Below are 23719 nucleotides of genomic sequence, written 5' to 3' on the forward strand. Positions count from 1 at the left end.
CCAAATGAAAGGGGAGCGGGCGTTGCAATTGGACGGCGGAGCGTTGAAACAGCTTTTTACAGAGGCGCGGACACATAATAGCTGGCGGCAGGAAACGCTGTCGCCGGCGGATTTCCGGGCCATATACGATCTGTCGAAATGGGGTCCGACCACGGCCAACACCAATCCCGCCCGTTTCCTTTTCGTCCATACGGCAGAGGGTAAGGAACGGCTGAAGCCCTTCGTCTTTCCCGGCAATGTCGACAAGGTGATGAGCGCGCCCTGCACGGTCATCATCGCCTGGGACATGGCATTCCACGAAAAAATGCCGCAGCTTTTCCCCTCGCGCGACATGAGCGCCACCTTCGCGGGCAAGGACGCGCTGATCGCCGAGGTGGGTTTTCGCAGCTCAACGCTCCAGGGCGCCTATTTCATGATGGCGGCGCGGGCGCTGGGCTTCGACTGCGGCCCCATGTCGGGCTTCGACCTGGAAGGGGTGGACCGGGAATTACTGGCGGAACGGGGCTGGAAATCCAACTTCCTGTGCAATATCGGTCATGGCACGCCGGAGGGCCTGTTCCCTCGCAATCCCCGGCTCGATTATGAACAGGCCTGCGTGGAACTCTAGGCCATGACAGCGCGACCCTATTGGTGGGCAGTAGCTCATGAAGCGGACATTCCGGCCAGCAGGCCGGTTGCGGTCAAGGTCGGCGATCTGGCGCTGGTACTGTTCCGCGATGGCACCGGCGCAGTCGCCGCGCTGGAGGATCGCTGTGCCCACCGGCGCGCGCCACTGTCGTTGGGCGTGGTGACGGCGGAGGGACTGGTGCAATGCCCTTATCATGGCTGGCGTTACGAAGGGGCCAGCGGCAAGTGCCGAGCCATCCCGAATTTCTCAGCGCAGGAAAAGGTGCCCGGCAATTTCGGTGTCCGCCCCTTTGCCACCCGGATCGTCGACGGCTTCGTTTTCGTCTGGACCGGCGACAGAGGGAACGTGGGGAACGAGCCATCGGCCACGATGGATGCGCCCACGGCCCGGCATGCGCGCGCCTTGCCCTGTCCACACGCCATGTATGCGGCACTGATGCTGGACCGGCCCGGCGTTCTGCTGTCTATCGGCGGGATACGCCTGCTCGACGATTTTCGCTGGGGCGATCCGCGCCGGGAGGAAAGTGCGATAGTGAGCGAATTCGGGGCGGTCTGGTCCGGCAAGCGCCTTGACCGGTTGCCTTCCAGCCCGCCGCTCACCCTGCGCGTTACCGTCGCTGCCGGAACAGCCGCCACGCATGTCACGTTACGGGACGAAGCGGACACTATGATCGCAGCTGCCTTCCTGGCCGCCACGCCGCAAGGCGCGATGGTGACGCAGGTGCGGCTAGCGGGCTGGGCGACCGATGGTCCCAGGGGCAAGCCGGCTACCATCGGCATCCGCCCGTCGCTCGATGTAGAGGCCGTCGCCCGCACCCGTGTCGCTGCCCTGCCCGACTGGCAGGCGTTGTCGGCTGTTTGAGAGGATCGATGCCATGACCATGACGATGGATGCCACCGCGCCCGACCCGGCCGCGTCCCGACAGGTTCCCTGGACACCAGGCAGTTTCGCGCTCAGCCATGCCTGGTTCCCGCTGGTGCATCTGGCCGAATTGGGCAGAATGCCCATCCGCCGCATGATCCATTCGCAAAGCTATATCATCCGCAGGACCGGCGAGGGGATCGTCGCCAACCGCGACAGCGCTTCGGGTCCGGCGGCCCCGGTGATCGCCCGTTACGGCTTCGCGTGGATATGGCATGGCGATCCGGCCGAGGCGGATGACGCCTTCATGCCCGACATCCCCTTCCTGCCGCGCGACCGATTGCAACCCGGCTATGCGCGGGACACCAATTTCTTCCACTGCACCTACGAGCTGGTGCTGGAGAATATACTGGACCTCACCCATATCGATTTCGTCCATCGCAACTTCTCCGGCCCGGAGGATTCGGACGAAGATACGGTCCGTTTCGAATCGACATCCGAAACGGTGACGATGATCCGTACGATCCGGAACAAACAGACGTCGGACTATCAGCGGGACGTGCTGGGCATCACCGCGCCTTTCCAGGACCAGCATGTCTTCACCCATGTCTTCATCCGCAGCGGCGTATGCTTCCTGCATTCGCACTATAGCGCCGCGCCCTCCATGCCGCTGATGCAGAGCAATACACCCGAGTCCCGTTTCATGACCCGTGCCAGCGTGGTGTTTGGCATCCAGCAATGCGACTCGCCGGCCTATCGCCGCGCCTGGCCCCGGACCGGGCCGACGGTGGCCGCGCAGGACGAAGCCATGCTGGACCCGCAGAACCCGCGCTATCTGAATGACCCAGGCAAGGCCGATTTCTCAACCCGGTTCGACGCCGCTGGCCTGCATTTTCGCAGCCGCTACAATGCGCTGGTCGAGCGGCAGAAGGCTGGCGATTTCGCCTATATGCCAGATTATCTCGACGGCAACGATGTCGCGGAGGTGCTGAAGGTCAGGCGCGTCTGACTATGTCCGTGCCGCCAGCCATATGAACGATCGGTTCCATTCTTCCTGACACTGCCGCCCATGCCAGGCGCGCCCGCCATCGGGCAAGCGGCAGCGCGCCCTACAGCGCGATACCGCCCGCGCTCAGCACGGCCAGCGTCAGCAATTCCGAGGCGTTGGACGCCATGGTCGCGATCTGCACCGATTTTTCCATGCCGACCAGCATCGGCCCGATCATCGACGCGCCGCCCAGTTCGCGTAGCAGCTTCGCGGAGATGTTGGCCGACTGAAGCCCCGGCATGACAAGGATATTGGCCGGACCCGACAGGCGGCTGAAGGGGTAGCTTTTCATCACGGCGGGGTTGAGCGCCACATCGGGCGCCATTTCGCCCTCATATTCGAAATCCACCTTGCGCTCGTCGAGCACCTGGACGGCGTCACGAACATTCTCCAGGAAGCTGCCGGGCGGATTGCCGAAGCTGGAATAAGAGAGAAAGGCGACGCGCGGATCATGTCCCATGCGACGGGCGACAGCTACCGTGCCCTCAGCAATATCGGCCAGTTCCTGCGCGCTGGGACGTTCATGGACCGTGGTGTCGGCAAGGAATACGGTCTGGCTTTTCGACACCATGATATGAATGCCGAAGGGCGTGTGGCCCGCCGCCGGATCGATCACCCGCTTCACTTCCCGCAGCGTCTGGGCATAGGGACGGGTGACGCCGGTGATCATCGCTTCGGCATGCCCCATCTTGAGCAATAGCGAGCCGAAGATATTGCGGTCGCGGTTGACCATCCGCTCGCAATCGCGGCGCAGATAGCCCCGGCGCTGGAGCCGGCCATAGAGGATGTCGACCATTTCGGGCACCAGCGGCGAATTGACGCTGTTGTGCAACTCGAAGCTCTCCGGATCACCTACGCCCAGCGCCTTGAGCTTGTCATAGACGTCCTGCCGCCCCACCAGCACCGGAATGCCATAGCCCATTTCGCGGAACTGGATCGCCGCGCGCAGCACGACTTCTTCTTCCGCCTCGGCGAATACGACGCGCTTGGGATTGGCCTTCGCCGTTTCATAGGCGGAGTTGAGCACCGAGGTCGTGGGATTGAGCCGGGCTTTCAGGGAATGACGATAGGCGGCCATGTCCGCGATCGGCTTTTGCGCCACCCCGGTATGCATCGCCGCCTGCGCGACCGCGGAAGGCACCAGTTCCATCAGGCGCGGATCGAAGGGAGCGGGGATAATATATTCAGGACCGAAAATCTGCGCCTTGCCATAGGCCTTGGCGACTTCCTCCGGCACCTGCTGGCGCGCCAGTTCGGCGATGGCCTGCGCGGCGGCCACCTTCATCGCCTCGTTGATCGTCGTCGCCCGCACGTCCAGCGCGCCCCGGAAGATGAAGGGGAAACCCAGGACGTTGTTGACCTGATTGGGATAGTCCGAACGACCCGTCGCGACGATGGCGTCGGGCCGCGCCGCTTTCGCTTCGGGCGGGGTGATTTCCGGATCGGGATTCGCCATGGCGAAGATGATGGGCTTGTCGGCCATATGCTTCACCATGTCCGGCGTCACCGCGCCCTTGACCGACAGGCCGAGGAACACGTCCGCGCCCTTCATGGCTTCGGTCAGCGTGCGGGCGTCCGTCTTCACCGCATGGGCCGACTTCCACTGATTCATGCCCTCGGTGCGACCTTGCCAGATCACGCCCTTGCTGTCGCACATGATGACATTGTCGTGCGCCACGCCCAGCGCTTTTATAAGCTCCGTGCAGGCGATGGAGGCCGCGCCCGCGCCGTTCACCACGACCTTCATGTCCTTCATCTCGCGCCCGGTCAGCAGCGCTGCGTTGATGACCCCCGCCGCCGCGATGATCGCGGTGCCATGCTGGTCGTCGTGAAAGACCGGGATGTTCATCCGCTCCTTGAGCGTCTGTTCGATGATGAAGCATTCGGGCGCCTTGATATCTTCAAGGTTGATGCCGCCGAAGGTCGGCTCCATCAGCTCCACCGCATCGATGAAACGGTCGACATCCTCGGTCTTGAGTTCGATGTCGATGGAATCGACATCGGCAAAGCGCTTGAAGAGGACCGACTTGCCCTCCATCACCGGCTTGGACGCGAGAGCGCCGAGATTGCCGAGACCGAGGATCGCCGTGCCGTTGGAAATAACAGCGACCAGATTGCCCTTGGCCGTATAGTCATAGGCGGTGGAGGGATCTTCCGCGATGGCGCGCACCGGCACCGCGACGCCGGGCGAATAAGCAAGGGAAAGGTCGCGCTGCGTCGCCATGGGCTTGGACGCGATGATCTCGATCTTGCCGGGACGCCCGGTCGAATGGAAGAACAGCGCCTCGCGCTCCGAAAACTCCACATTCGACTTGTCTGTCATCGTCCCACTATCTCCGGCTTTGATCTCCTCCGCCCTAGCGGCAACGCACTCTTGTGGGCAAGCGCGAGAAACGTCTTTTTCGTGCTCTTTCCTGCGCGGCCCGTTGCCGCTATCCGCAAGACATGCGCGCATCGAAGGATAACTCCGCTTCCCAGGCAACGCCCATGATGGCGCAATATCTCTCGCTCAAGGCGGAAGCGCGGGATTGCCTGCTCTTTTATCGCATGGGCGATTTTTTCGAACTGTTTTTCGACGATGCGAAGGCAGCCGCCGCCACGCTGGACATCGCGCTCACCAGCCGGGGGGAGCATGACGGCGCGCCGATCCCGATGTGCGGCGTTCCGGTGCACAGCGCGGAAAGCTATCTGGCACGGCTGATCAAGGGCGGGCATCGCGTCGCCATCGCCGAACAGACAGAAACCCCGGCGGAGGCCAAGGCGCGGGGGAGCAAGGCGCTCGTGGCGCGGGCCATCGTGCGCTATGTAACGGCAGGCACGCTGACCGAGGAAACGTTGCTCGACGCACGGCGCGACAATATGCTGGTGGCGATCGCCAGCGTGGGCGGCGAGGGATCGGAGGAGATCGGCCTTGCCGCCGCCGACATCTCCACCGGACGGTTCGAAACGATGACGCTGCGCGCCGCCGACCTGCCCGCTGAGCTGGCGCGATTGCGGCCGAGCGAAACGGTGGTGGCGCAGGGCGCGGAGATCGAACTGCCCGACATGCATGCCTTCGACCGGGCCGCCTTTTCCAGCAGCCGCGCCGAAGCGGCGTTGAAGCGCCTGTTCGGGGTCGCGACGCTCGACGGGTTCGGCCAGTTCGACCGGGCGGAACTGGCCGCGATGGGGGGCCTGATCGGCTATCTCGACCATGCGGGCAAGGGGAAGCTGCCCTTCCTCGCGCCGCCGCAGCGCAAGACGCGGGGCGCCCATGTCGCCATCGACGCGGCCACGCGGGAAAGCCTGGAGATCATCGCGACCATGGCGGGCGCGCGGGCAGGCAGCCTGCTGGGCGCGGTCGACCGCACCGTGACGGGCGCAGGTGCGCGGCTGCTCGCGCAGGATCTGGCCGCGCCGCTGATGGACCAGCCGATGATCGAGGCGCGGTTGGGCCTTGTCCAGCTTTTCCATGACGATGCGATGTTGCGCGACCAGTTGCGCGGAGCGCTGCGCGCCTTGCCTGACATCGGCCGCGCATTGGGCCGGATCGCGCTCGGCCGGGGAAGCCCGCGCGATCTGGGGCAACTGCGCGACGGGCTTGGCGAAGCGCGGCTGCTGCGCGAACGGTTGGGCAGGCTTTCCGATCAGCCGGTGCTGCTGGCGCAACTGCTCCCCGCGCTCGATGGGCATGGCGAACTGGTAGATGCCCTTTCCCGCGCTATGGTGCTGAGCCCGCCGACCGAAACGGCCAATGGCGGCTACATCGCCGATGGCTACGACCCCGCGCTCGATGAACTGCGCCGCATGGCAGGCGACGGACGACGCGCCATCGCCGCGCTGGAAACCAAATATCGCGAGCAGACCGGCATTTCCTCGCTCAAGATCCGGCATAATGGCGTGCTGGGCTATCATGTCGAAGTGCCTGCCCGCGCCGCCGACGCGTTGATGCAGCCCGATAGCGGATTCACCCATCGCCAGACGCTTGCCGGTGCGGTGCGCTTCAATTCGGTCGACCTGCATGAGGAAGCGGGGCGCGTCGCGCAGGCGGGCGCGCATGCGCTGGCGGCCGAAGCCGCGCATCTGGAGGAACTGATCGCCGCTGCGCTGGCACGCAAGGCCGATATTGCCCGCGCCGCTGATGCGCTCGCTCGGCTGGATGTAGCGGCGGCGCTCGCTGAACGGGCAGCGGAAGGCGGTTGGCAGCGGCCCCATTTCGTGGCGGACGACGGCGCGGGACCGTGCCTCGACATCGTAGGGGGGCGGCATCCGGTGGTGGAGGACTCGTTGCGGCGCGAAGGGCAGCCCTTCGTTGCCAATGACTGCCGCCTCCATGAAAGCGACCGGCTGTGGCTCGTCACCGGGCCGAATATGGGCGGTAAATCCACCTTCCTGCGGCAGAATGCGCTGATCGTGATCCTGGCGCAGGCGGGCGCCTTCGTGCCAGCGCAGGCGGCCAGGCTCACTCTTGTCGATCGCCTGTTCAGCCGCGTCGGCGCATCGGATAATCTGGCGCGTGGGCGGTCCACCTTCATGGTGGAAATGGTGGAAACCGCCGCCATTCTCTCACAAGCGACGGAGCGCAGCTTCGTCATCCTGGACGAAGTGGGGCGCGGCACCTCGACCTATGACGGCCTTGCGCTGGCGTGGGCCGTGGTGGAGGCGGTGCATGAGGTCAATCGATGCCGTTGCCTGTTCGCGACCCACTATCATGAACTGACCCGGCTGGCGGAGACATTGTCGTCCCTGTCGCTCCACAATGTCCGCGCGCGGGAGTGGAAAGGCGATCTGGTTCTGCTGCACGAGGTGGCCGACGGTCCCGCCGATCGCAGCTATGGCCTTGCCGTGGCGCGCCTTGCGGGCCTTCCCGCCGCCGTGCTCAAGCGGGCGAAGGACGTCCTCGCGCGTCTCGAAGCAGGCAAGGCCAAGACCGGCGGCATCGCGGCGGGGCTGGACGACCTGCCCCTCTTCGCCGCCGCTGCCGCGCAGGAGGAGGCAGACGCCGATCCCCTGCGCGAAGCCATCGACGCCATCGACGCGGACGCCCTTTCCCCGCGCGAGGCGCTCGATCACATATATCGGCTGAAACAACTGGCGGCAGCGCGGGACGAGCATTAGATAACAGACAGATGGTGATGCAATTCCCTGCCCTTGGATCACGCCGGACCATTATCGACCGGCGCGCGATTTCCGACCGCATCACGCTTCTGGCGCAGGCGCACCAGGGCGATACGATGCGCCTGCGCGGGGAAATCGTACGAGAACTCAAGGCCGCGCTGGATTCGGGCCGGGAGGAAATCGCCCGCAGGCTGGAGGCCAAACCGACCCGTGGCCGTGAAACGGTGACGGCCTTCGCCTTTCTGGTCGATCAGATATTGCGGCTGCTCTACGACGCCACCACCCATTATCTCTATCCCGCCAGCAATCGCAGCACAGGCGAGCGCATCGTCCTGATCGCCGTGGGCGGCTATGGCCGGGGTGAGATGGCGCCCCATAGCGATGTCGACATCGGCTTCATCACCCCCTGGAAACCGACCGGCTGGACCGAGCAGGTCATCGAATCCATGCTCTATTCGCTCTGGGATCTGGGGCTGAAGGTCGGGCATAGCAGCCGCTCGGTCGATGAAACCATGCGTATGGCGAAGGCGGACCTGACCGTTCGCACCGCCTTGCTGGAATCGCGCTATATCTGGGGCGACCGCGCACTCTATGAGGAAACCTCCAAACGCTTCGACGCCGAGGTGATGCAGGGCAATGCCCGCGCCTTCGTCACCGAAAAGCTCGCCGAGCGCGACGAACGGCACAAGCGCATGGGCGACAGCCGCTATGTCGTCGAACCCAATGTGAAGGAAGGCAAGGGCGGCCTGCGCGATCTGCACACGCTGTTCTGGATCGGCAAATATGTGAACCGGGTGCGCTCGGTCGCCGAACTGGTCGATGTGGGTCTGCTGACGCAAAGCGAGTTGCGCCAGTTCCAGAAGGCGGAGGACTTCCTCTGGGCCGTGCGCTGCCACCTGCACATGATTACCGGGCGGGCGGAGGATCGCCTGACCTTCGACCTGCAACTCGAAACCGCCACGCGGATGCATTTCACCGGACGGCACGGCCTGTCGGGGGTGGAGCGTTTCATGCGCTATTATTTCCTGAACGCCAAGACGGTGGGCGACCTGACGGCGGTGTTCCTCGCCCATCTGGACGACCAGATGGCGCCCAAAGGGCGGCGTTATGTCCCTTCCTTCTTCCGCCGCCCCAAGAAACTGGACGGCTTCGTGCTGGATCGGGGCAGGCTTGCCCTGCCAAGCGACGATTTCTTTCAGCAAGACCCGGTGCGGTTGCTGGAAATCTTCGCGCTGGCCGACAAGCACGACCTTTCCATCCATCCCAGCGCGATGCGCGCCGCCAGCCGCGACGCCGTACTCATCAATGCAAAGGTGCGAAAAGACCCGCGCGCCAACGCCGCCTTCCTGGCCGTGCTAACCTCTCCCCGCGACCCCGAGACGGTGCTGCGCTGGATGAACGAATCTTCGGTATTCGGTCGCTTCATTCCCGATTTCGGTCGCGTCGTCGCGCAGATGCAATTCGACATGTATCACCATTATACGGTCGACGAGCATACCATCCGCGCCATCGGCCTCTTGTCCCGCATCGAAAAGGGCGAGTTGAGCGAGGACCATCCGCGCTCCGCCGACCTGATGTCCAAGCTGATTTCGCGGCGGACGCTCTACGTCGCAGTGCTGCTCCACGACATCGCCAAGGGGCGCGGCGGCGATCACAGCATATTAGGAGCGCAGATCGCTCTGGAGCTTTGTCCCCGGCTGGGATTGACAGCGGCGGAGACGGAAACCGTGTCCTGGCTGGTGCGCTATCATCTGCTGATGTCGGACACCGCTTTCAGGCGCGATCTGTCCGACTACAAGACCATCCTCGATTTCGTCGAGGTGGTGCAAAGCCCGGAACGTCTGAAGCTGCTGCTATGCCTGACGGTGGTGGATATCCGGGCGGTGGGGCCGGGGGTCTGGAACAGCTGGAAGAGGCAGTTGCTGGGCGATCTCTACGAATCCGCCGAAGAAGTGCTGCGGCTGGGGCACAAGCAGAAAGGGCGGAGCGAGCGCGTCCTGGCGAAGCAGGAAGCATTGGAGAGCGCGCTCGACCTGCCCCAAGAGAGTTTCGAGGCGCTGAAGAAGCGGCTACCTGAATCCTACTGGATCGCCGAGCCGCTGGACATATTGATCCACAATGCCGAACATATATTGGAAGCAGGCGACGCGCCGTTGTCGATCGCGGCCCAATATTATCCGCAGCGCGGCGCGACGCTGGTGACAGTCTACGCAACCGATCATCCGGGCCTGTTCTACCGCGTGGCAGGCGCAATCCATCTGGCGGGCGGCAACATCATCGACGCGCGCATCCACACCATGCGCGACGGCGTCGCCATCGACAATTTCCTGGTGCAGGACCCGCTGGGCGGCGCGTTCCACGGTCCCGACCAGCTCGAACGGATCAAACGCGCGATCGAGGATTCCCTTTCCAACCGCCATCGCCTCATCACCAAGCTGGCGGCGCGCCCGCTGCCGCGTATCCGCGCGGATGCTTTTGAAATCGTGCCCAATGTGCTGATCGACAACAAGGCGTCGAACCGCTTCACGGTGATCGAGATCAATGCGCGGGATCGCCCGGCACTGCTGTTCAGCCTCGCCAACGCATTGTTCCAGTCAAAGGTTACTGTGCACAGCGCGCATGTCGCCACCTATGGCGAGCGGGCAGTGGACACTTTCTACGTCACCGACCTGCTGGGCGGCAAGATCGAGAGTAAGACTCGTCTGCAAACGCTCACGCGCCGGCTGGTGGAAGCGGCGAGCGGAGAGATCAGCAAGACGCTGGAACGCGCCTGAACGGTCAGGCGATCTCCATGCCGTCGCCCGGCTGAAGCAGCGGCAGAAGGCGCACCATGTCCGCGCGATCCACCGCAATGCATCCTGCCGTGGGCCGCCCTTCATAAAGGTGGAAGAAGATGGCGCTGCCCGCCTCCGGCACGGGCGGCGCGTCATTCTGACCAAGGACGACGATCACGTCATAGGCATCGTCCTTTCGCCACAAGCTTTCCGCTGAAAAGGGACGGGGCAGGCGAACAGGCCGATTATAGGCGGGATCGGCGGAGTCATCCGACCAGCCATCCCCTTCGCGAATCCATCGCCAGGGCAGCTTCACCCCTGTTGGATCGACGCGGCCGGGTCGCAGCAGCACACCCCGCAACGGCCAGCGACCCAGCGGCGTGCAGCCATCACCTTCCCTCTTGTCCGCCGCCGGGCAGACCCCGCCGCGTCCGATCTCGCAATCCATCTCCATCCCGCCGAAGCGCAGGCGCCGCGCCGCGCTGTCGACATGGATCAGGCTCATAACTGATGACCGGTGCGGTCGCGCTTGGTCGCCAGATAGCGTTCATTATGCGGATTGGCGGGCAGGATGATGGGCAGACGCTCCAACACCTCGATCCCCGCCGCCTCCAGCCCCGCAACCTTGTTCGGATTGTTGGTGAGCAGCCGCACCGAGCCAATGCCCAGCAGGTCCAGCATCCGCGCGGCGACCGAAAAATCCCGCGCGTCTATGGCAAAGCCCAGCCGGACATTCGCGTCCACCGTATCGAAGCCCTGATCCTGCAGCGCATAGGCGCGCAATTTGTTGACGAGGCCGATGCCGCGTCCCTCCTGCCGCAGATAAAGCAGCACGCCCCATTGGGCATCGGCAATCTGATGCAACGCCTGATGCAGCTGTGGCCCGCAATCGCATTTGAGGCTGCCCAGCACATCACCGGTCAGGCATTCGCTGTGCAGCCGGATCACCGGCGGCGTGTCATTGCGCTTGCCCACGACCAGCGCGACATGTTCGCGCGGTTCATCGGGGCTGCGGAAGGCTATGATCTCAGCGCTTTCCGCCGCAGCCACCGGCAAGCGCGCGCGGGTTGCGATGGCCAGATGCGCGGCATCGTCATAATCGGCCACATCCTGCGCGCCGACCTCCGCCTCTGCACCGCCCTGTGCTTCTTCCGTTACGAAATAGGCCGGCAGGATGCCCGCCAGCCGGGCCAGCCGCAGCGCCGCCTTTGCCGCCAGCGGCGCGCCCAGCGCCGTCGCCATGAACGGACCCTTAAGCGGTGAATCCAGGTCGCGCACCGGATCGGCGATGGCCATGGCGACATCGCCGTCGATCCATGGCGCGCGCTCAATCCGCACCGGCATGTCGGGGTCGGCCGCCGCGATTTGGTTGGCGAGTTTCAATGTCTGCGCCCGCGCCGCCGAAATCAGGATATCGGCTTTTCCCGCCGGATCGAAATCGGCGAGCGTCACCGCGTCGGCGCCCTCTATCGCCATCAGACGCAGCGCGCCGTCGTCCGCCCGCACCGTCACGGCCCAGCCGCGCCGCAGGGCGTCGATCGCCTTGGCTGCGTCTCGCGCCGTCATCAGAAGGCAAATTCGGTTATGATGGGCACATGATCGGAAGGGCGCGTCCAGCCCCGGATCGGCTCGACCACGCGATGGCTCACCGCCTGTTGCGCGACATCGGCGGTCATCCACATATGGTCGAGCCGCCGCCCCCGATCCGACGCGGCCCAATCGCGCGCGCGATAGCTCCACCAGGTATAGAGCCGCTCGGGTGCCGGAAAGAATTTCCGCCCGATATCGATCCAATCGTTCGACGCCTGCAGCCGGGCCAGAATCTCGCACTCTATGGGCGTATGGCTGACTACATTCAAAAGCTGCTTGTGGCTCCACACGTCGCATTCCATCGGCGCGATGTTGAAATCGCCGGTCAGGATCGTCGGCTGCTTGTCGAGAGCGCCGGACCATTCGATCATCCGCTCCAGGAAATCCAGCTTCTGCCCGAATTTGGGATTGATCTCCCGGTCGGGCACGTCGCCGCCGGCGGGCACATAGACATTTTCGATCCGCACACCATTTTCCAGCCGCACGCCGACATGGCGCGCTTCGCCATTGGCCTGCCAGTCGAGCCGGTCATCCTCGCGGATCGGCACCTTGGACAGGATCGCCACGCCATGATGCATGCGCTGGCCGTTCAGCACCTGATGATTATAGCCAAGCTGCCGGAACAGGCCTGCGGGAAAAATATCGTTCACCACCTTGGTTTCCTGCAGGCACAGGACATCGGGGGACTCTTCGGTCAGGAAACGCTCGACAATGTCGAGCCGGGCACGAACGCTGTTGATGTTCCAGGACGCGATACTGAGAGTTTGGGACATGCTGATCCCCTAAGACCGTCCAGCGCGCTGTGCAAGGGCAGCCGCCGCTCGCTTGGTCAAACCAGGGGTGGTGCGATATTTTGTTCCGGTGGGTCTGAGTGGCATGATTTCCGAGCATCGGAGCACAGCGGAATATAGGTCCGTGAGCACCTAAGCGCAGGCAAGCGCGTCTCCCAGGGCCGCCGGAGCGGAATAGCGGACCACTTCAAAGTAAGACCCCCGCTCCGGGGGCATGGAACGGGGGTCTCGATCGCGCCCTTGAAGCGCTTTGCGACGAGAACGGGTTCCGGGTAACAGGGGGGAAATCCCGGTATTCACTCTCGCCGTGGAGTTCTTGTTAGCGCCCTCGATATGAGCCGCAGATGAACGGTATTGGAAAGTTTTCCGCCCATCGCATGCGGTGCCCGGTTAGCCGCCCGGCGCGCGGCCTTTCGGCCTGGGGTCGACCCAACGGAAGGCGGAATCGGCTACCGGCACGCCATAGCGCACGTTGGTAAGGCGCACGGCGGTGCGGTTGTTCTGGGAATCCAGCGCGACCCAGCCATAAAGCTGCAAGCCCGCGGGGGAGGAAGGATCGCGATTGAAGATCATGGTGATCGTGCCATATTCCGGCCGCTTGGGATCGCGCGCCTGAACGGACAGGACATTGGGATCGCCGGTCTGGACCACTTTGCCGAATTTCGATAGATCCTTGGAAGGGTCGATAAGCGCCCCCAGCGGCGAATTGCCGATCGGCCAGCGTTGTACCTGCCGCACTTCATAGTCGATCATGGTGAGCGCCTTGCCGTCGCCGACGATCAGCAGCGGCACCCCTTTTTGATATTGGAACCGGATCTTGCCCGGCTGCTTGAGCGTCAGCTGTCCGGTCAGGGTCTGGCCGTTGCGATCCGTCTGGGAAAAATCGGCGGTCATGGTCGTGACCGCGCGGATATAGGCATTGACCTGCGACAGGTCGGACGAACTCTGTTGCGCCACGGCGGGCATCATCGGCAGCGCCAACGGGGCGGCAGAGAGAGCCAGGGCCAGGGGCGTTATCACCCGCTTCATGCATTCTTCTCCGGTTTGTTCAGGACTTGAGGATAGGAATTGGGGCTTGAACCCGCCGTGAACCCGCACGTTCCCCAAATGACGATGGCCGTTTGCGCGAGGATGATTATCGAATGGGGGAGAGCCGTTACGGCAAACCGGCTCGATCCCCCATGCTCCCGCCTCGCCTTGCCGGTCTTTCCGGCGGCACCGCTCCAATTATGTTATCGGCGCGGCAGCAGCGTCCTGTGCTTAGAGCCTGCCGCGGATAAAAAAAAGGCTGATCCGAAGATCAGCCTGGAAAAGTTTTAGGAGAGGATGCCTGAAAGGCAAGTCCCTGTTGGCCGATCCCCCGAAATCCCGCAACTGCGAAAGGAAGCATGACGATTGCATATTTCGCAATCGCTCCCACAGATAACTGATTTCGAAGGAATAAATGGATATACGGAAACGCCAGATCCTGTTGCGTCAGAGCGGATTGCCGTTTTCATCCCGCAACACCTCACGCCGGCCGACATGGTTGGGCGGTCCGACCAGTCCTTCTTCCTCCATGCGTTCGATAAGGCGCGCCGCGCTGTTGTAGCCAACGCGCAATTGCCGCTGCAGCCAGCTTGTCGAGGCCTTCTGATTCTCGAACACCAGTTGGCACGCCTTGCGGAATAGCTGCGCGTCCGGGCTGTCGTCGCCCAGGTCAACGCCGTCGAGCGCGAAGCTGCCTTCCTCCGGCTCCTCGGTCACGGCGGAGATATAATCAGGCTGGCCCTGCGCGCGCCAGTGATCGGCGACCACGCGCACTTCGTCATCGGACACGAAGGGACCATGGACGCGCATCAGCCCCTTGCCGCCGTGCATATAAAGCATATCGCCCTTGCCCAGAAGCTGCTCCGCTCCCTGTTCGCCCAGGATGGTGCGGCTATCGATCTTGCTGGTGACGAAGAAGCTGATGCGGGTCGGCAGGTTCGCCTTGATGACGCCGGTAATGACGTCGACCGAGGGACGCTGCGTCGCGAGGATCAGGTGGATGCCTGCCGCGCGGGCCTTTTGGGCGAGACGCTGGATCAGGAATTCGACTTCCTTGCCTGCCGTCATCATGAGGTCGGCCAGCTCGTCCACCACCACCACGATCTGCGGCAGCGGCTGGAAATCGAGCTGCTCCTCCTCATAGATCGGCTTGCCGCTCTCGGGATCGTAGCCGGTCTGGACACGGCGGCCCAAGGGCTTGCCCTTGGCCTTGGCGGCCCGCACCTTCTCATTATAGTTGGCGAGGTTGCGGACGGAAATGGACGCCATCATCCGATAGCGGTCCTCCATCTGCTCGACCGCCCATTTGAGCGCCCGGATCGCCTTGGCCGGTTCGGTCACGACCGGGGAGAGGAGATGCGGAATGTCGTCATAGGTCGACAGTTCCAGCATCTTGGGATCGATCATGATGAGCCGCAACTGATCCGGCGTCATGCGATAGAGCAGCGACAGGATCATGGCGTTGAGGCCGACCGACTTACCCGACCCGGTAGTGCCCGCGATCAGCAGATGCGGCATGGGCGCGAGATCGGCTATGATCGGTTCGCCCGAAATATTCTTGCCCAGGATGATCGGCAGCGTGGCTTCCTGCCCGAACTGTTCCGACGTGATGAGTTCGCGGAAGGATACCCCCTCCCGGTTCGCATTGGGCAGTTCGATGCCGATGACGGTCCGTCCCGGAATCGTCGCGACGCGGGCCGACAGCGCCGACATGTTGCGCGCGATGTCGTCGGCGAGCGCGATCACCCGGCTTGCCTTGATGCCCGGCGCGGGCTCCAGTTCATACATGGTGACGACCGGACCGGGCCGCACCTCGACGATATTCCCCTTCACATGGAAATCGTCGAGCACGCTTTCGAGCAGCCGCGCATTGCGTTCCAGCGCCGCCTTGTCGATCTTTTGCCCCTGACTCGCGGGGATCGGATTGAGCAGGTCGGGCGATGGCAGCGAACTGTTGCCGAACAGATCGTCCTGCGACACGGGCGCGACCGGGCGCTGGGCGGGAGCGGGCTTGGGCGTCTGGATGGTAATCGGCGGCTTGGGTTCGTTGGAGACGGTCTTGCGCGGCGCAATTACGCGTTCACCCGACGCATCCTCCTCATCTTCATCAGCCATGCGTCCGCCCGCCAGCGCAAAGGCCGGACGCGGCAGGTTCAACCGCGGCAAGGACGGCCGGCGCAGCGCCAGGATAGGCTTTTCCAATGCCAGGCTGCGATACCAGACAAACAGGCCCGCAATGAACGCCAGGCCAACAAGAGCGCCGATGATCCAGCCCTGGAACGTGGCGGCCTGCGCCGCGAGGCTCGCAATCCCTCGGGCGAACACCAGCGCGATGACGCCCCCCCAACCGGCAGGCAATCCGACCAGCGGATCGGGCTGGAACAGCGAAAGGGCGAGGCCGATGAGAACGATGCCAATCAGGCATTTGCCGAACTGCGCCTTCCACCCGCTCATATCCTGATCGCCCCACAGGCGGCGGGCGGTGATCGCCATCAGCGGCAATATCAGCGCCACGGGAACGCCAAGCAGCCATAGCAGGAAATCGGCGACCCATGCGCCGGGAACCTGCATCACATTTTTCACATGATCGCCCGCCACCGTGTTCATGGACGGGTCGCTGGGCGTGTAGCTGAGCAGCGCCAGCGCCAGAAACAGCGTGGCCAGCACAAGCGTAATCGATCCGATCAGCGCGCCGCTGCGGATCAGGCTGCGTTTCAGCATTTCGCGCCATTCCGGCGTGCGCTTGGCTCCGCGGCTCACGGCCATGGCTTGTTATGTCCCCCAAATGTTCCGTTTCGGCACAATGCGCCGAGCAGGGAGTCCGCGTCAAGAGTCCGCCCTATCGGCTCGTCCCGAACAACACCCTTATGGTTGATGGCGCATCGCAAGCGCCTGGAGTGCGGCACCGTCAAGCCGCTGGACGGTCCATTCATCCAGCGCCCTCGCGCCGATGGAGCGGTAAAAGGCGATGGAGGGCGCGTTCCAGTCCAGCACCGACCATTCCAGCCGCGCGCAGTCCCGTTCGATCGCCAGCCGCGCCAGCCCGGCGAGCAGCGCCTTGCCTGCGCCCGCTCCCCGCGCTTCGGGCAAGACGAACAGATCTTCCAGATACAGGCCCGGCCGCCCTTCGAAGGTCGAGAAATTGTGGAAGAAAAGCGCGAATCCCACAGCTTTCCCATCTTGCTCGGCGATCAGCACTTCCGCCATGGGCCGCGTCCCGAAGAGATAGCGCTGGAGCATATCGCGATCCGCCTTCACCGCATGGGCAAGCCGCTCATATTCGGCGAGCGCAAGGATGAAGCCATGAATCGTGTCGATGTCGGCGGAAACCGCGTCGCGAATGATGATGCTCATACCCTGTCCTTCATGCGACGCCCGGTTCGACATGGGGGGCATCCAGCGGCGACGCCTTCGGTTTGAAGCGCGCGGCGATCAGGCATCCCGCCACGATCAGCAGCGCGCCCGCGACGGTGCCCGCCGACAACTCCTCGTCAAAGACAAGCCAGCCGATCAGCGCGGCCCACAGGAAAGCGCTATATTCGACGGGAATGAGCCGCTGCGCTTCCGACCGTGCATAGGCCCAGGCCAAAAGAGCAAGCGAGGTGAAGGCCAAAGCAGCGGCCAGCAGGATGAACGGCACGGCCTTGAGCGGAGGGTTCGCGGCCCAGAACGGAGCCGCCAGGGAAAACACGCCCAGCATGACGAGATGCTGGAAGAAAGCCACCTCGACCGGCGAAGCCAGTTGCGCCTGTTGCCGCTGAAGGATCAGGTTCCATGCGAAAAGCACGGCCGAAAGCAGCACCGCCAGCGCGCCGAGAAGCGCGTCCAGATCATAATCGCCGCTGACCCGTCCCGCCACTATCACGCCCACGCCGACCAGGCCCAGCAGCGATGCGCCGATGGCCTGCCGCCCGACCGGCTCTCCAAGCAGGAGCGCCGCCAGATACAGGGCGATGAGGGGGGCGATGAAGGAAAGCGCGATCGCTTCCGCCAGCGCAAGATGCATCAGGCCATAGAAGAAGAGCGGCGCCATCAGCGAAACGGCAAGACCGCGGATCAGGTGCAGGCGCAGCACCGCTCGGGCGGGCCATCCCCGGCGCGTGGCCAGCATCAGCGCCAGCCCCAGCAGGCTGCCGACCAGCGCCCGCCAGAACAGCGCATTATAAAGACCGATGGAAAGGCTCAGCCCTTTCATCACCCCATCCATGATCGAAAACAGCCCGACTCCCGCGCAGCAGATCAGGAAGGGAATGGCAAAGGAACGGGATTGGGGCATGACGCGGAAGAACGCTTATTCCGCGGCTTCAGGGTGGCCCGCGTCGGTCATGTCCGCCTCGATCTCTGCCGCTTTGGCTTCGACCAGCTTCACGATATGCTCGATCATGTCTTCATCCTGCACCGTATGGTCGGTGACGCCGGACAGATAGACCATATGCTTGCCCGCGCCGCCGCCGGTCAGGCCGATATCGGTTTCCCGCGCTTCGCCGGGCCCATTGACGACGCAGCCCAACACCGAAAGCGACAGCGGCGTGTGGATATGCTGGAGCCGTTCCTCCAGCGCCTGCACGGTGCGGATCACGTCGAAGCCCTGCCGCGCGCAGCTTGGGCAACTGATCACCTTCACCCCGCGCGTGCGGATGCCCAGCGATTTGAGGATCTCATAGCCGACGCGCACTTCCTCTTCCGGCTCGGCCGACAGGGACACGCGGATCGTGTCGCCAATCCCCGCCCAGAGCAGGTTGCCGATGCCGATGGCGCTTTTCACCGTGCCGCCGATCAGCCCGCCCGCTTCGGTGATGCCCAGATGCAGCGGGCAATCCACCGCCTCGGCAAGCTGCATATAGGCCGCGACGGCCAGGAACACGTCGCTGGCCTTCACCGCGACCTTATAGTCGTGGAAATCCTGGTCCTGGAGCAGCTTGATATGGTCGAGCGCGCTTTCGACCAGAGCTTCGGGGCAAGGCTCCCCATATTTTTCGAGCAGGTCCTTTTCGAGGCTGCCGGCATTGACGCCGATGCGGATCGAGCAGCCATTGGCCTTGGCCGCGTCCACCACTTCCTTGACGCGTGCTTCGCTGCCGATGTTGCCCGGATTGATGCGAAGGCAGGCCGCGCCCGCGTCCGCCGCCTCCAGCGCGCGCTTATAGTGGAAATGGATGTCCGCGACGATCGGCACGCGGGCGGCGCGCACGATCTGCTTGAGCGCGGCGGTCGATTCCTCGTCCGGGCAGGACACGCGGATGATGTCGACGCCCACCTCCTCGCAGCGGCGGATCTGGTCGATCGTCGCCTTTGCGTCGAAGGTCGGCGTGTTGGTCATGGTCTGCACCGTCACCGGCGCGCCGCCGCCGACGGGCACATTGCCGACCATGATCTGCCGCGACTGCCGCCGGGCGATGTCGCGCCAGGGGCGCAGGCCGGGATTATGGTCTGACATGAAAAGGAGGCTCCGTGATGATGGAGCCTCCTATAGTGCTTTATCGCGCCGGTTAGAAGCGCCGCGTCAGAATCGCGCGGTGAAGGATGCGGCCAGCTGATCCGCATTGCCGCTGGTCTGCGACAGGGTGGTCGCGGTGATGGCGGCGGGCGTGCCCTGATAGGAAATGTCCGGGCGGATGATGTTCGCCTTTTCCACGAAGGTATGCGCGTAGCTGAGGTTCAGCGCGAAGGCCGGGGAGATGTTCCACGTCGCCCCGCCGGTCAGCCACACGCGGTCGCCGTCCGGTACGCGGGTGGTCAGATATTGCGGGTTGGTCGGCGTGCGGTCGAACATGGTGCCCGCCCGCAGCGTCAGCGCCGGGCTGACGTCATATTCGCCGCCCACGCCGACGCTGTAGCTGTCCTTGTAATGCAGTTCCTTGACGTTGGTGCCGGCGGGCGAGGTGATCGCGATGCCCTTGAACACCGACCAGTTATACCAGCGCGCGGTGATCATGGCGCGAATCCGGGGCGTCAGCTTGTGCATCATGCTGACCGTGACGATGTCGGGCAGGTCGAGCGGCGCGGCCGCGCTGACTTCGCCGTTGGAACCGGCCAGCAACCCCTGCAATCCGCTGACGGTCTGCGTGCCTTGCAGATGATGCTGGATGCCGGAGCGGTAATGCACGCCCACATGGGTGTCGCCATTGGTGTAGAACAGGCCCGCATTCCAGCCGACGGTCCAGTCGTCGCCTTTCACCCGCGCTTCGCCATCCGCCAACAGCGGCGAAAGCTGCGGCAGGGCGTTGGTCAGCGTGACCTTCACATATTGCACGTCAACGCCGCCGCCGACCGAGAAATTATCATTCAGCTTATAGGCGAGGGAGGGCTGGATATTATAGGTTTTGAGGTTGGTGTAGAGGGAGTCGTACCGCCCGAAGAACCCATCGTCATAGTCCAGTTTCAGGCCGAAAGGCGCGTTGACGCCCAGACCCAGCCAGAGGCGATCGGTGACTTGAGCGGTCGCATAGAAGCTGGGGATCGGAATCACCTTGTCGAACGGATTGCCCCCCGATGGGCCAGTGACAGGCACCGAAACGGGCAGGCCGGGAACCGTGCGGGACGATCCGCGATTGGTCTGGTGCGCCGAAGCCATCAGCGCCACGCCGCCCACCGACGTCTGGATACCGGGCAGGTTCGTCATCGCGGCCGGGTTGAAATAGACGATCGACGGATCGTCCGCCGCCGCCGCGCCACCGGACAAAGCGCGCCCTGTTTCCTTGGGCGATTGTTCCTGAAGGTAAAATCCGCCGGCAAAGGCCGGGACCGGCAAGGCAAACACGCTGGAAAACAGCATCATGGTCAGGGCGCGGTGGTTTCGGAACATGGCATCCTCCACTGGGAACAGCTTGGTTCTTCCTTGGCCCGCCTTTTCAAGACGGAGGCTTAAGCGGGCGAATAGCAGCCTTATGGTTAATTTCCAGTGCTGGCGGACGCGCTTCATCACATGATCCGCCCATGGAAGTCGGGACGGGCCGACATGGACGCTACGGCAAGGGCGCCTGCCGCGAGAAAACCGAAAGGCAAAAAAAAGCCGCCCCGAAGGACGGCTTGTAAAGTTTTAGGAGAGGATGCCTGAAAGGCCTGTTCCTTGTGCAGCGCAGCGCAGTTCTTCACAATTGCGAAGAAAGCGGAATGGATTGCGTTTTATGCAACCGTAAGAAAATATACCGATTTCCGTAACGGAAAGACGGAAGCGCAAACTATCCGATATTCAGCTCATTTTCGCAGCAAGGGGCTTTCAGCATCCCATTCAGGCGCGAATCACCCCTGATTCGGCCAGCTGGGAATCAAGCGAAGCGACCAGCCGGACCAACGCATCGGCATCTTTCGCCTCAGCGCGGGCCACTAACGCATCCTGTGTATTAGACGCACGCAGCAACCACCACCCGTCAGCCGTGCGGACCCGTGCGCCGTCGGTATCATCCACCTCTGCTCCCGCCGCGCGCAGACGGTCCAGCACTTCATCCACGACGGCGAATTTCCGGCTTTCCACGACCGGGAAGCGAAGTTCCGGCGTGTTCGCCATCTCAGGCATCGCGTCGCGCAGGTCCGTCACGCTCTGATCCAGACGGGTGACGGTGCGGATGAGCCGGACGGCGGCATAAAGACCATCGTCGAAACCATAATAATCGTCCGCGAAAAAAACATGGCCGGTCATCTCTCCCGCGAGCGGACTGCCTGTTTCCTTCATTTTGGACTTTATCAGACTGTGTCCTGTCTTCCACATCAGCGCAGCCCCGCCCAGCGCCTCTATGCGATCGAACAGGGCCTGGCTGGCCTTTACATCGGCGATGATGGTGGCGCCCGGACGATCCTTGAGCACATCCTCGGTAAAGATGGAAAGGAGCTGATCGCCCCCAATCGCCCGCCCTTCACCATCCACCACGCCGATGCGGTCGCCGTCGCCGTCGAAAGCCACTCCGAAATCGAGCTTGTTGTCGCGGACAAGCGCCCGCAGGTCCGCCAGATTCCGGTCTTCGGTCGGATCGGGATGATGATGGGGAAAATTGCCGTCTACTTCGGTGAAGAGCAGATGATGCTCACCGGGCAGGAGCTGCGTCAGCTTCTCCACGGCGGGACCGGCTGCGCCGTTGCCGGTGTCCCAGCCGATGCGGAAGGCGCGCCCGTCAAAGCCCTGCATCAGCCGGGCGACGTAGGCGTCGAGCAGGTCGACCGTTTCAACCCTGCCCGCGCCTTCGGTCCAGTCGCCCGCGGCAGCCATCGCGCCCAGTTTCTGGATATCCTCGCCAAAAAAGGGGCGATGCTGAAATACCAGCTTGAAGCCATTGTGATCGCGGGGATTATGGCTGCCGGTTATCTGGATGCCGCCCATGACATCCCGCTCCGCTTCGGCATGATAGAGCATTGGGGTGGGGCCAAGGCCGATGCGGAGCACATCGACGCCGCTATCCGTCAATCCCCCGACCAGCGCGGTTTCGAGTATCGGGGAGCTCAGCCGCCCGTCCCGGCCAACCGCGACCGCTGATCCGCCCGCGCGCCCGACCAGCGTGCCAAATGTGCGCCCTACGGCATAGGCGTCCTTCTCTCCCAGCGTTTCGCCGACGACACCGCGCATGTCATATTCGCGCAGCAGCGTGGGATGAAAACTGTGAGTCATGGAATGACCCTCCCCGTCCGCTTGGTCCGGGTCAAGCCTGACCCGGTCCGCTCTTGAGGTGTCGGAGCAACAGGTCGCGGGCCGCATTGATCTCGGCCGCCAAGGCTTCGGTGCCGCCGTGATCGGGATGTACCGATGCGATCAGGCGGCGATGGGCGGCCTTGACCGCCTTTGCGTCGGCTTCCGGCGGCAAGCCCAGCAGGGCTCTTGCCCGCGCAAGCCCTTCGGCGGTGGCCGGAACGACCGGAGGCCTGCCTTGCGCCCTGCCCTTCCGGCTGCGGGCAAGGAAAAACAGCGCCGATCCGACCAGCAATGGCAGGCCAGCCACTGGCTTGCCCTTGGCCGCCATCACTGCGCCGACCAGCGCCGCGCCGAGCGCCATGCCGTCCTTCACCGTCATGCGTTGCAACCGCCCCGTCCAGATGAGCCAGCCCGCAAGGGCGATCAGCGCAATCGCCAGCCAGCCCATCAGGCCGCGCCGATCAGGTCCATCGACAGCGCGTCCGACCGTTCGGGAAGCGCAAGGCCCGACACCATTTCGCGCAGTTCCTGCCGCGCGGCGATGTGGCTGACGCCCAGCTCGCCCAGATGCCCCTTGTCGAGCAGGGTGAGGCCGGAGGGGAATAGTTCGCGGAAGATCACGCGCTCCGAAAGGCCCGGAATCACGCGGAATCCGACGCGGCGGGACAGTTCCATGAGGGCGTCGCCCACGCGTTTCTTGTTGCGGGCGTCGTGATGCTGGACGCGGTTGCGTAGCACCACCCAGTCGATCGACACGCCGTCCGCCTTGGCGCGGGACTTGCGCGCCTCGAAAATCAGTTCGGAATAGAAGGACAGGCGGCGCACCTTGAAGGTTTCGGCGTCCACCTGCCCGATCAGGTCGAAATCGACGAAGCTGTCGTTCATCGGCGTGACCAGCGTATTCGCCCGCGCCGCCATGTGCCGGGCGAAGGCGTCGTCGCGGCCGGGCGTGTCGACGATCAGGAAATCCTTGCCCTGCGCGACGGCGGCGGATTCCTCCTCCAGCGCCTCGATGGTGTCGCCCTTTAACACCGCATAGTCGGGTGTGGGCAGATCGATCCCGCGCCGCCGGGCTGTTTCGCCGCGATTCTCCAGATAGCGCGTGACGGTGCGCTGGCGCGGGTCGAGGTCGATCATGCCGACCCTGTGGCCCAGCGCTGTCAGCGCAATGGCGGTATGGACCGCCGTGGTCGACTTGCCGGTCCCGCCCTTTTCATTGGCAAAGACGATGAGATGCGTTTGGGCGTTCGCCATCGGACCTTGATAACCCCGTTGATTGTC

Annotated in this window: 18 protein-coding genes; 5 read left to right on the plus strand and 13 right to left on the minus strand. The window is 63.7% G+C overall.

The features are described 5' to 3' along the window. Positions 1 to 4: 4 nt before the first annotated feature. The 3 genes from ATN00_RS03560 to ATN00_RS03570 are packed head-to-tail and all read left to right on the plus strand — an operon-like array spanning position 5 to position 2498. Positions 5 to 607, plus strand: coding sequence for a malonic semialdehyde reductase (locus ATN00_RS03560; RefSeq protein WP_062062215.1), 603 nt, complete (start codon positions 5 to 7; stop codon positions 605 to 607). A 3-nt stretch (positions 608 to 610) separates the two neighbouring features. Further along, on the plus strand, positions 611 to 1489 hold the full coding sequence (locus ATN00_RS03565; RefSeq protein ID WP_062062218.1) for a Rieske (2Fe-2S) protein: 879 nt from the start codon (positions 611 to 613) through the stop codon (positions 1487 to 1489). A gap of 13 nt (positions 1490 to 1502) precedes the next feature. Then, positions 1503 to 2498 carry an aromatic ring-hydroxylating dioxygenase subunit alpha gene (locus ATN00_RS03570; protein WP_062062221.1) on the plus strand — a complete coding sequence of 332 codons (996 nt, stop codon included), beginning with the start codon at positions 1503 to 1505 and terminating at the stop codon, positions 2496 to 2498. 100 nt (positions 2499 to 2598) lie between these two features. Here the strand turns inward: ATN00_RS03570 and ATN00_RS03575 are convergent, their stop codons facing one another. Further along, positions 2599 to 4860, minus strand: a complete 2262-nt coding sequence (locus ATN00_RS03575; protein WP_062062223.1) for an NADP-dependent malic enzyme — start codon at positions 4858 to 4860, stop codon at positions 2599 to 2601. A gap of 164 nt (positions 4861 to 5024) precedes the next feature. Between ATN00_RS03575 and mutS the strand changes: the two genes are divergently transcribed. Beyond that, on the plus strand, positions 5025 to 7634 hold the full coding sequence (mutS, locus tag ATN00_RS03580; RefSeq protein WP_197413662.1) for a DNA mismatch repair protein MutS: 2610 nt from the start codon (positions 5025 to 5027) through the stop codon (positions 7632 to 7634). 11 nt (positions 7635 to 7645) lie between these two features. After that, on the plus strand, positions 7646 to 10408 hold the full coding sequence (locus tag ATN00_RS03585; protein ID WP_062062226.1) for a [protein-PII] uridylyltransferase: 2763 nt from the start codon (positions 7646 to 7648) through the stop codon (positions 10406 to 10408). A 4-nt stretch (positions 10409 to 10412) separates the two neighbouring features. Here the strand turns inward: ATN00_RS03585 and ATN00_RS03590 are convergent, their stop codons facing one another. The 12 genes from ATN00_RS03590 to ATN00_RS03645 form a co-directional block, all read right to left on the minus strand. Beyond that, positions 10413 to 10913, minus strand: coding sequence for a L,D-transpeptidase family protein (locus ATN00_RS03590; RefSeq protein ID WP_062062228.1), 501 nt, complete (start codon positions 10911 to 10913; stop codon positions 10413 to 10415). Continuing rightward, the gene (ribA, locus tag ATN00_RS03595; RefSeq protein WP_062062231.1) at positions 10910 to 11974 is read right to left on the minus strand and encodes a GTP cyclohydrolase II; all 1065 of its coding nucleotides are present in this window, start codon (positions 11972 to 11974) and stop codon (positions 10910 to 10912) included. Before ribA ends, ATN00_RS03590 begins: the two co-directional genes overlap by 4 nt. After that, positions 11974 to 12771 carry an exodeoxyribonuclease III gene (locus tag ATN00_RS03600; RefSeq protein WP_062062234.1) on the minus strand — a complete coding sequence of 266 codons (798 nt, stop codon included), beginning with the start codon at positions 12769 to 12771 and terminating at the stop codon, positions 11974 to 11976. The genes ribA and ATN00_RS03600 overlap by 1 nt, the downstream gene beginning before the upstream one ends. 408 nt (positions 12772 to 13179) lie before the next feature. Next, positions 13180 to 13818, minus strand: a complete 639-nt coding sequence (locus ATN00_RS03605) for a LolA family protein (protein ID WP_062062237.1) — start codon at positions 13816 to 13818, stop codon at positions 13180 to 13182. Positions 13819 to 14265: 447 nt separating this feature from the next. Next, positions 14266 to 16584: an FtsK/SpoIIIE family DNA translocase gene (locus tag ATN00_RS03610; protein WP_062062240.1), complete on the minus strand. Its 2319-nt coding sequence runs from the start codon at positions 16582 to 16584 to the stop codon at positions 14266 to 14268. A gap of 99 nt (positions 16585 to 16683) precedes the next feature. Then, on the minus strand, positions 16684 to 17172 hold the full coding sequence (locus tag ATN00_RS03615) for a GNAT family N-acetyltransferase (protein ID WP_062062243.1): 489 nt from the start codon (positions 17170 to 17172) through the stop codon (positions 16684 to 16686). A gap of 10 nt (positions 17173 to 17182) precedes the next feature. Further along, positions 17183 to 18094, minus strand: a complete 912-nt coding sequence (locus tag ATN00_RS03620) for a DMT family transporter (RefSeq protein ID WP_062062246.1) — start codon at positions 18092 to 18094, stop codon at positions 17183 to 17185. A gap of 15 nt (positions 18095 to 18109) precedes the next feature. Further along, positions 18110 to 19255, minus strand: coding sequence for a flavodoxin-dependent (E)-4-hydroxy-3-methylbut-2-enyl-diphosphate synthase (ispG, locus tag ATN00_RS03625; RefSeq protein ID WP_062062249.1), 1146 nt, complete (start codon positions 19253 to 19255; stop codon positions 18110 to 18112). Between the two features lie 66 nt (positions 19256 to 19321). Beyond that, positions 19322 to 20623 carry an OmpP1/FadL family transporter gene (locus tag ATN00_RS03630; protein WP_062068368.1) on the minus strand — a complete coding sequence of 434 codons (1302 nt, stop codon included), beginning with the start codon at positions 20621 to 20623 and terminating at the stop codon, positions 19322 to 19324. Positions 20624 to 21049: 426 nt separating this feature from the next. After that, positions 21050 to 22417: a phosphoglucomutase/phosphomannomutase PgmG gene (gene pgmG, locus ATN00_RS03635; RefSeq protein WP_062062252.1), complete on the minus strand. Its 1368-nt coding sequence runs from the start codon at positions 22415 to 22417 to the stop codon at positions 21050 to 21052. A 31-nt stretch (positions 22418 to 22448) separates the two neighbouring features. Next, positions 22449 to 22886 (minus strand): J domain-containing protein, encoded by a 438-nt coding sequence (locus ATN00_RS03640; protein ID WP_062062254.1) that lies wholly within the window; start codon positions 22884 to 22886, stop codon positions 22449 to 22451. Beyond that, entirely contained in the window at positions 22886 to 23692 is an 807-nt protein-coding gene (locus tag ATN00_RS03645) for a division plane positioning ATPase MipZ (RefSeq protein ID WP_062062256.1), read from the minus strand. Before ATN00_RS03645 ends, ATN00_RS03640 begins: the two co-directional genes overlap by 1 nt. Positions 23693 to 23719: the final 27 nt, after the last annotated feature.

It is taken from the genome of Sphingobium baderi (assembly GCF_001456115.1).
Lineage (GTDB): Bacteria > Pseudomonadota > Alphaproteobacteria > Sphingomonadales > Sphingomonadaceae > Sphingobium > Sphingobium baderi_A.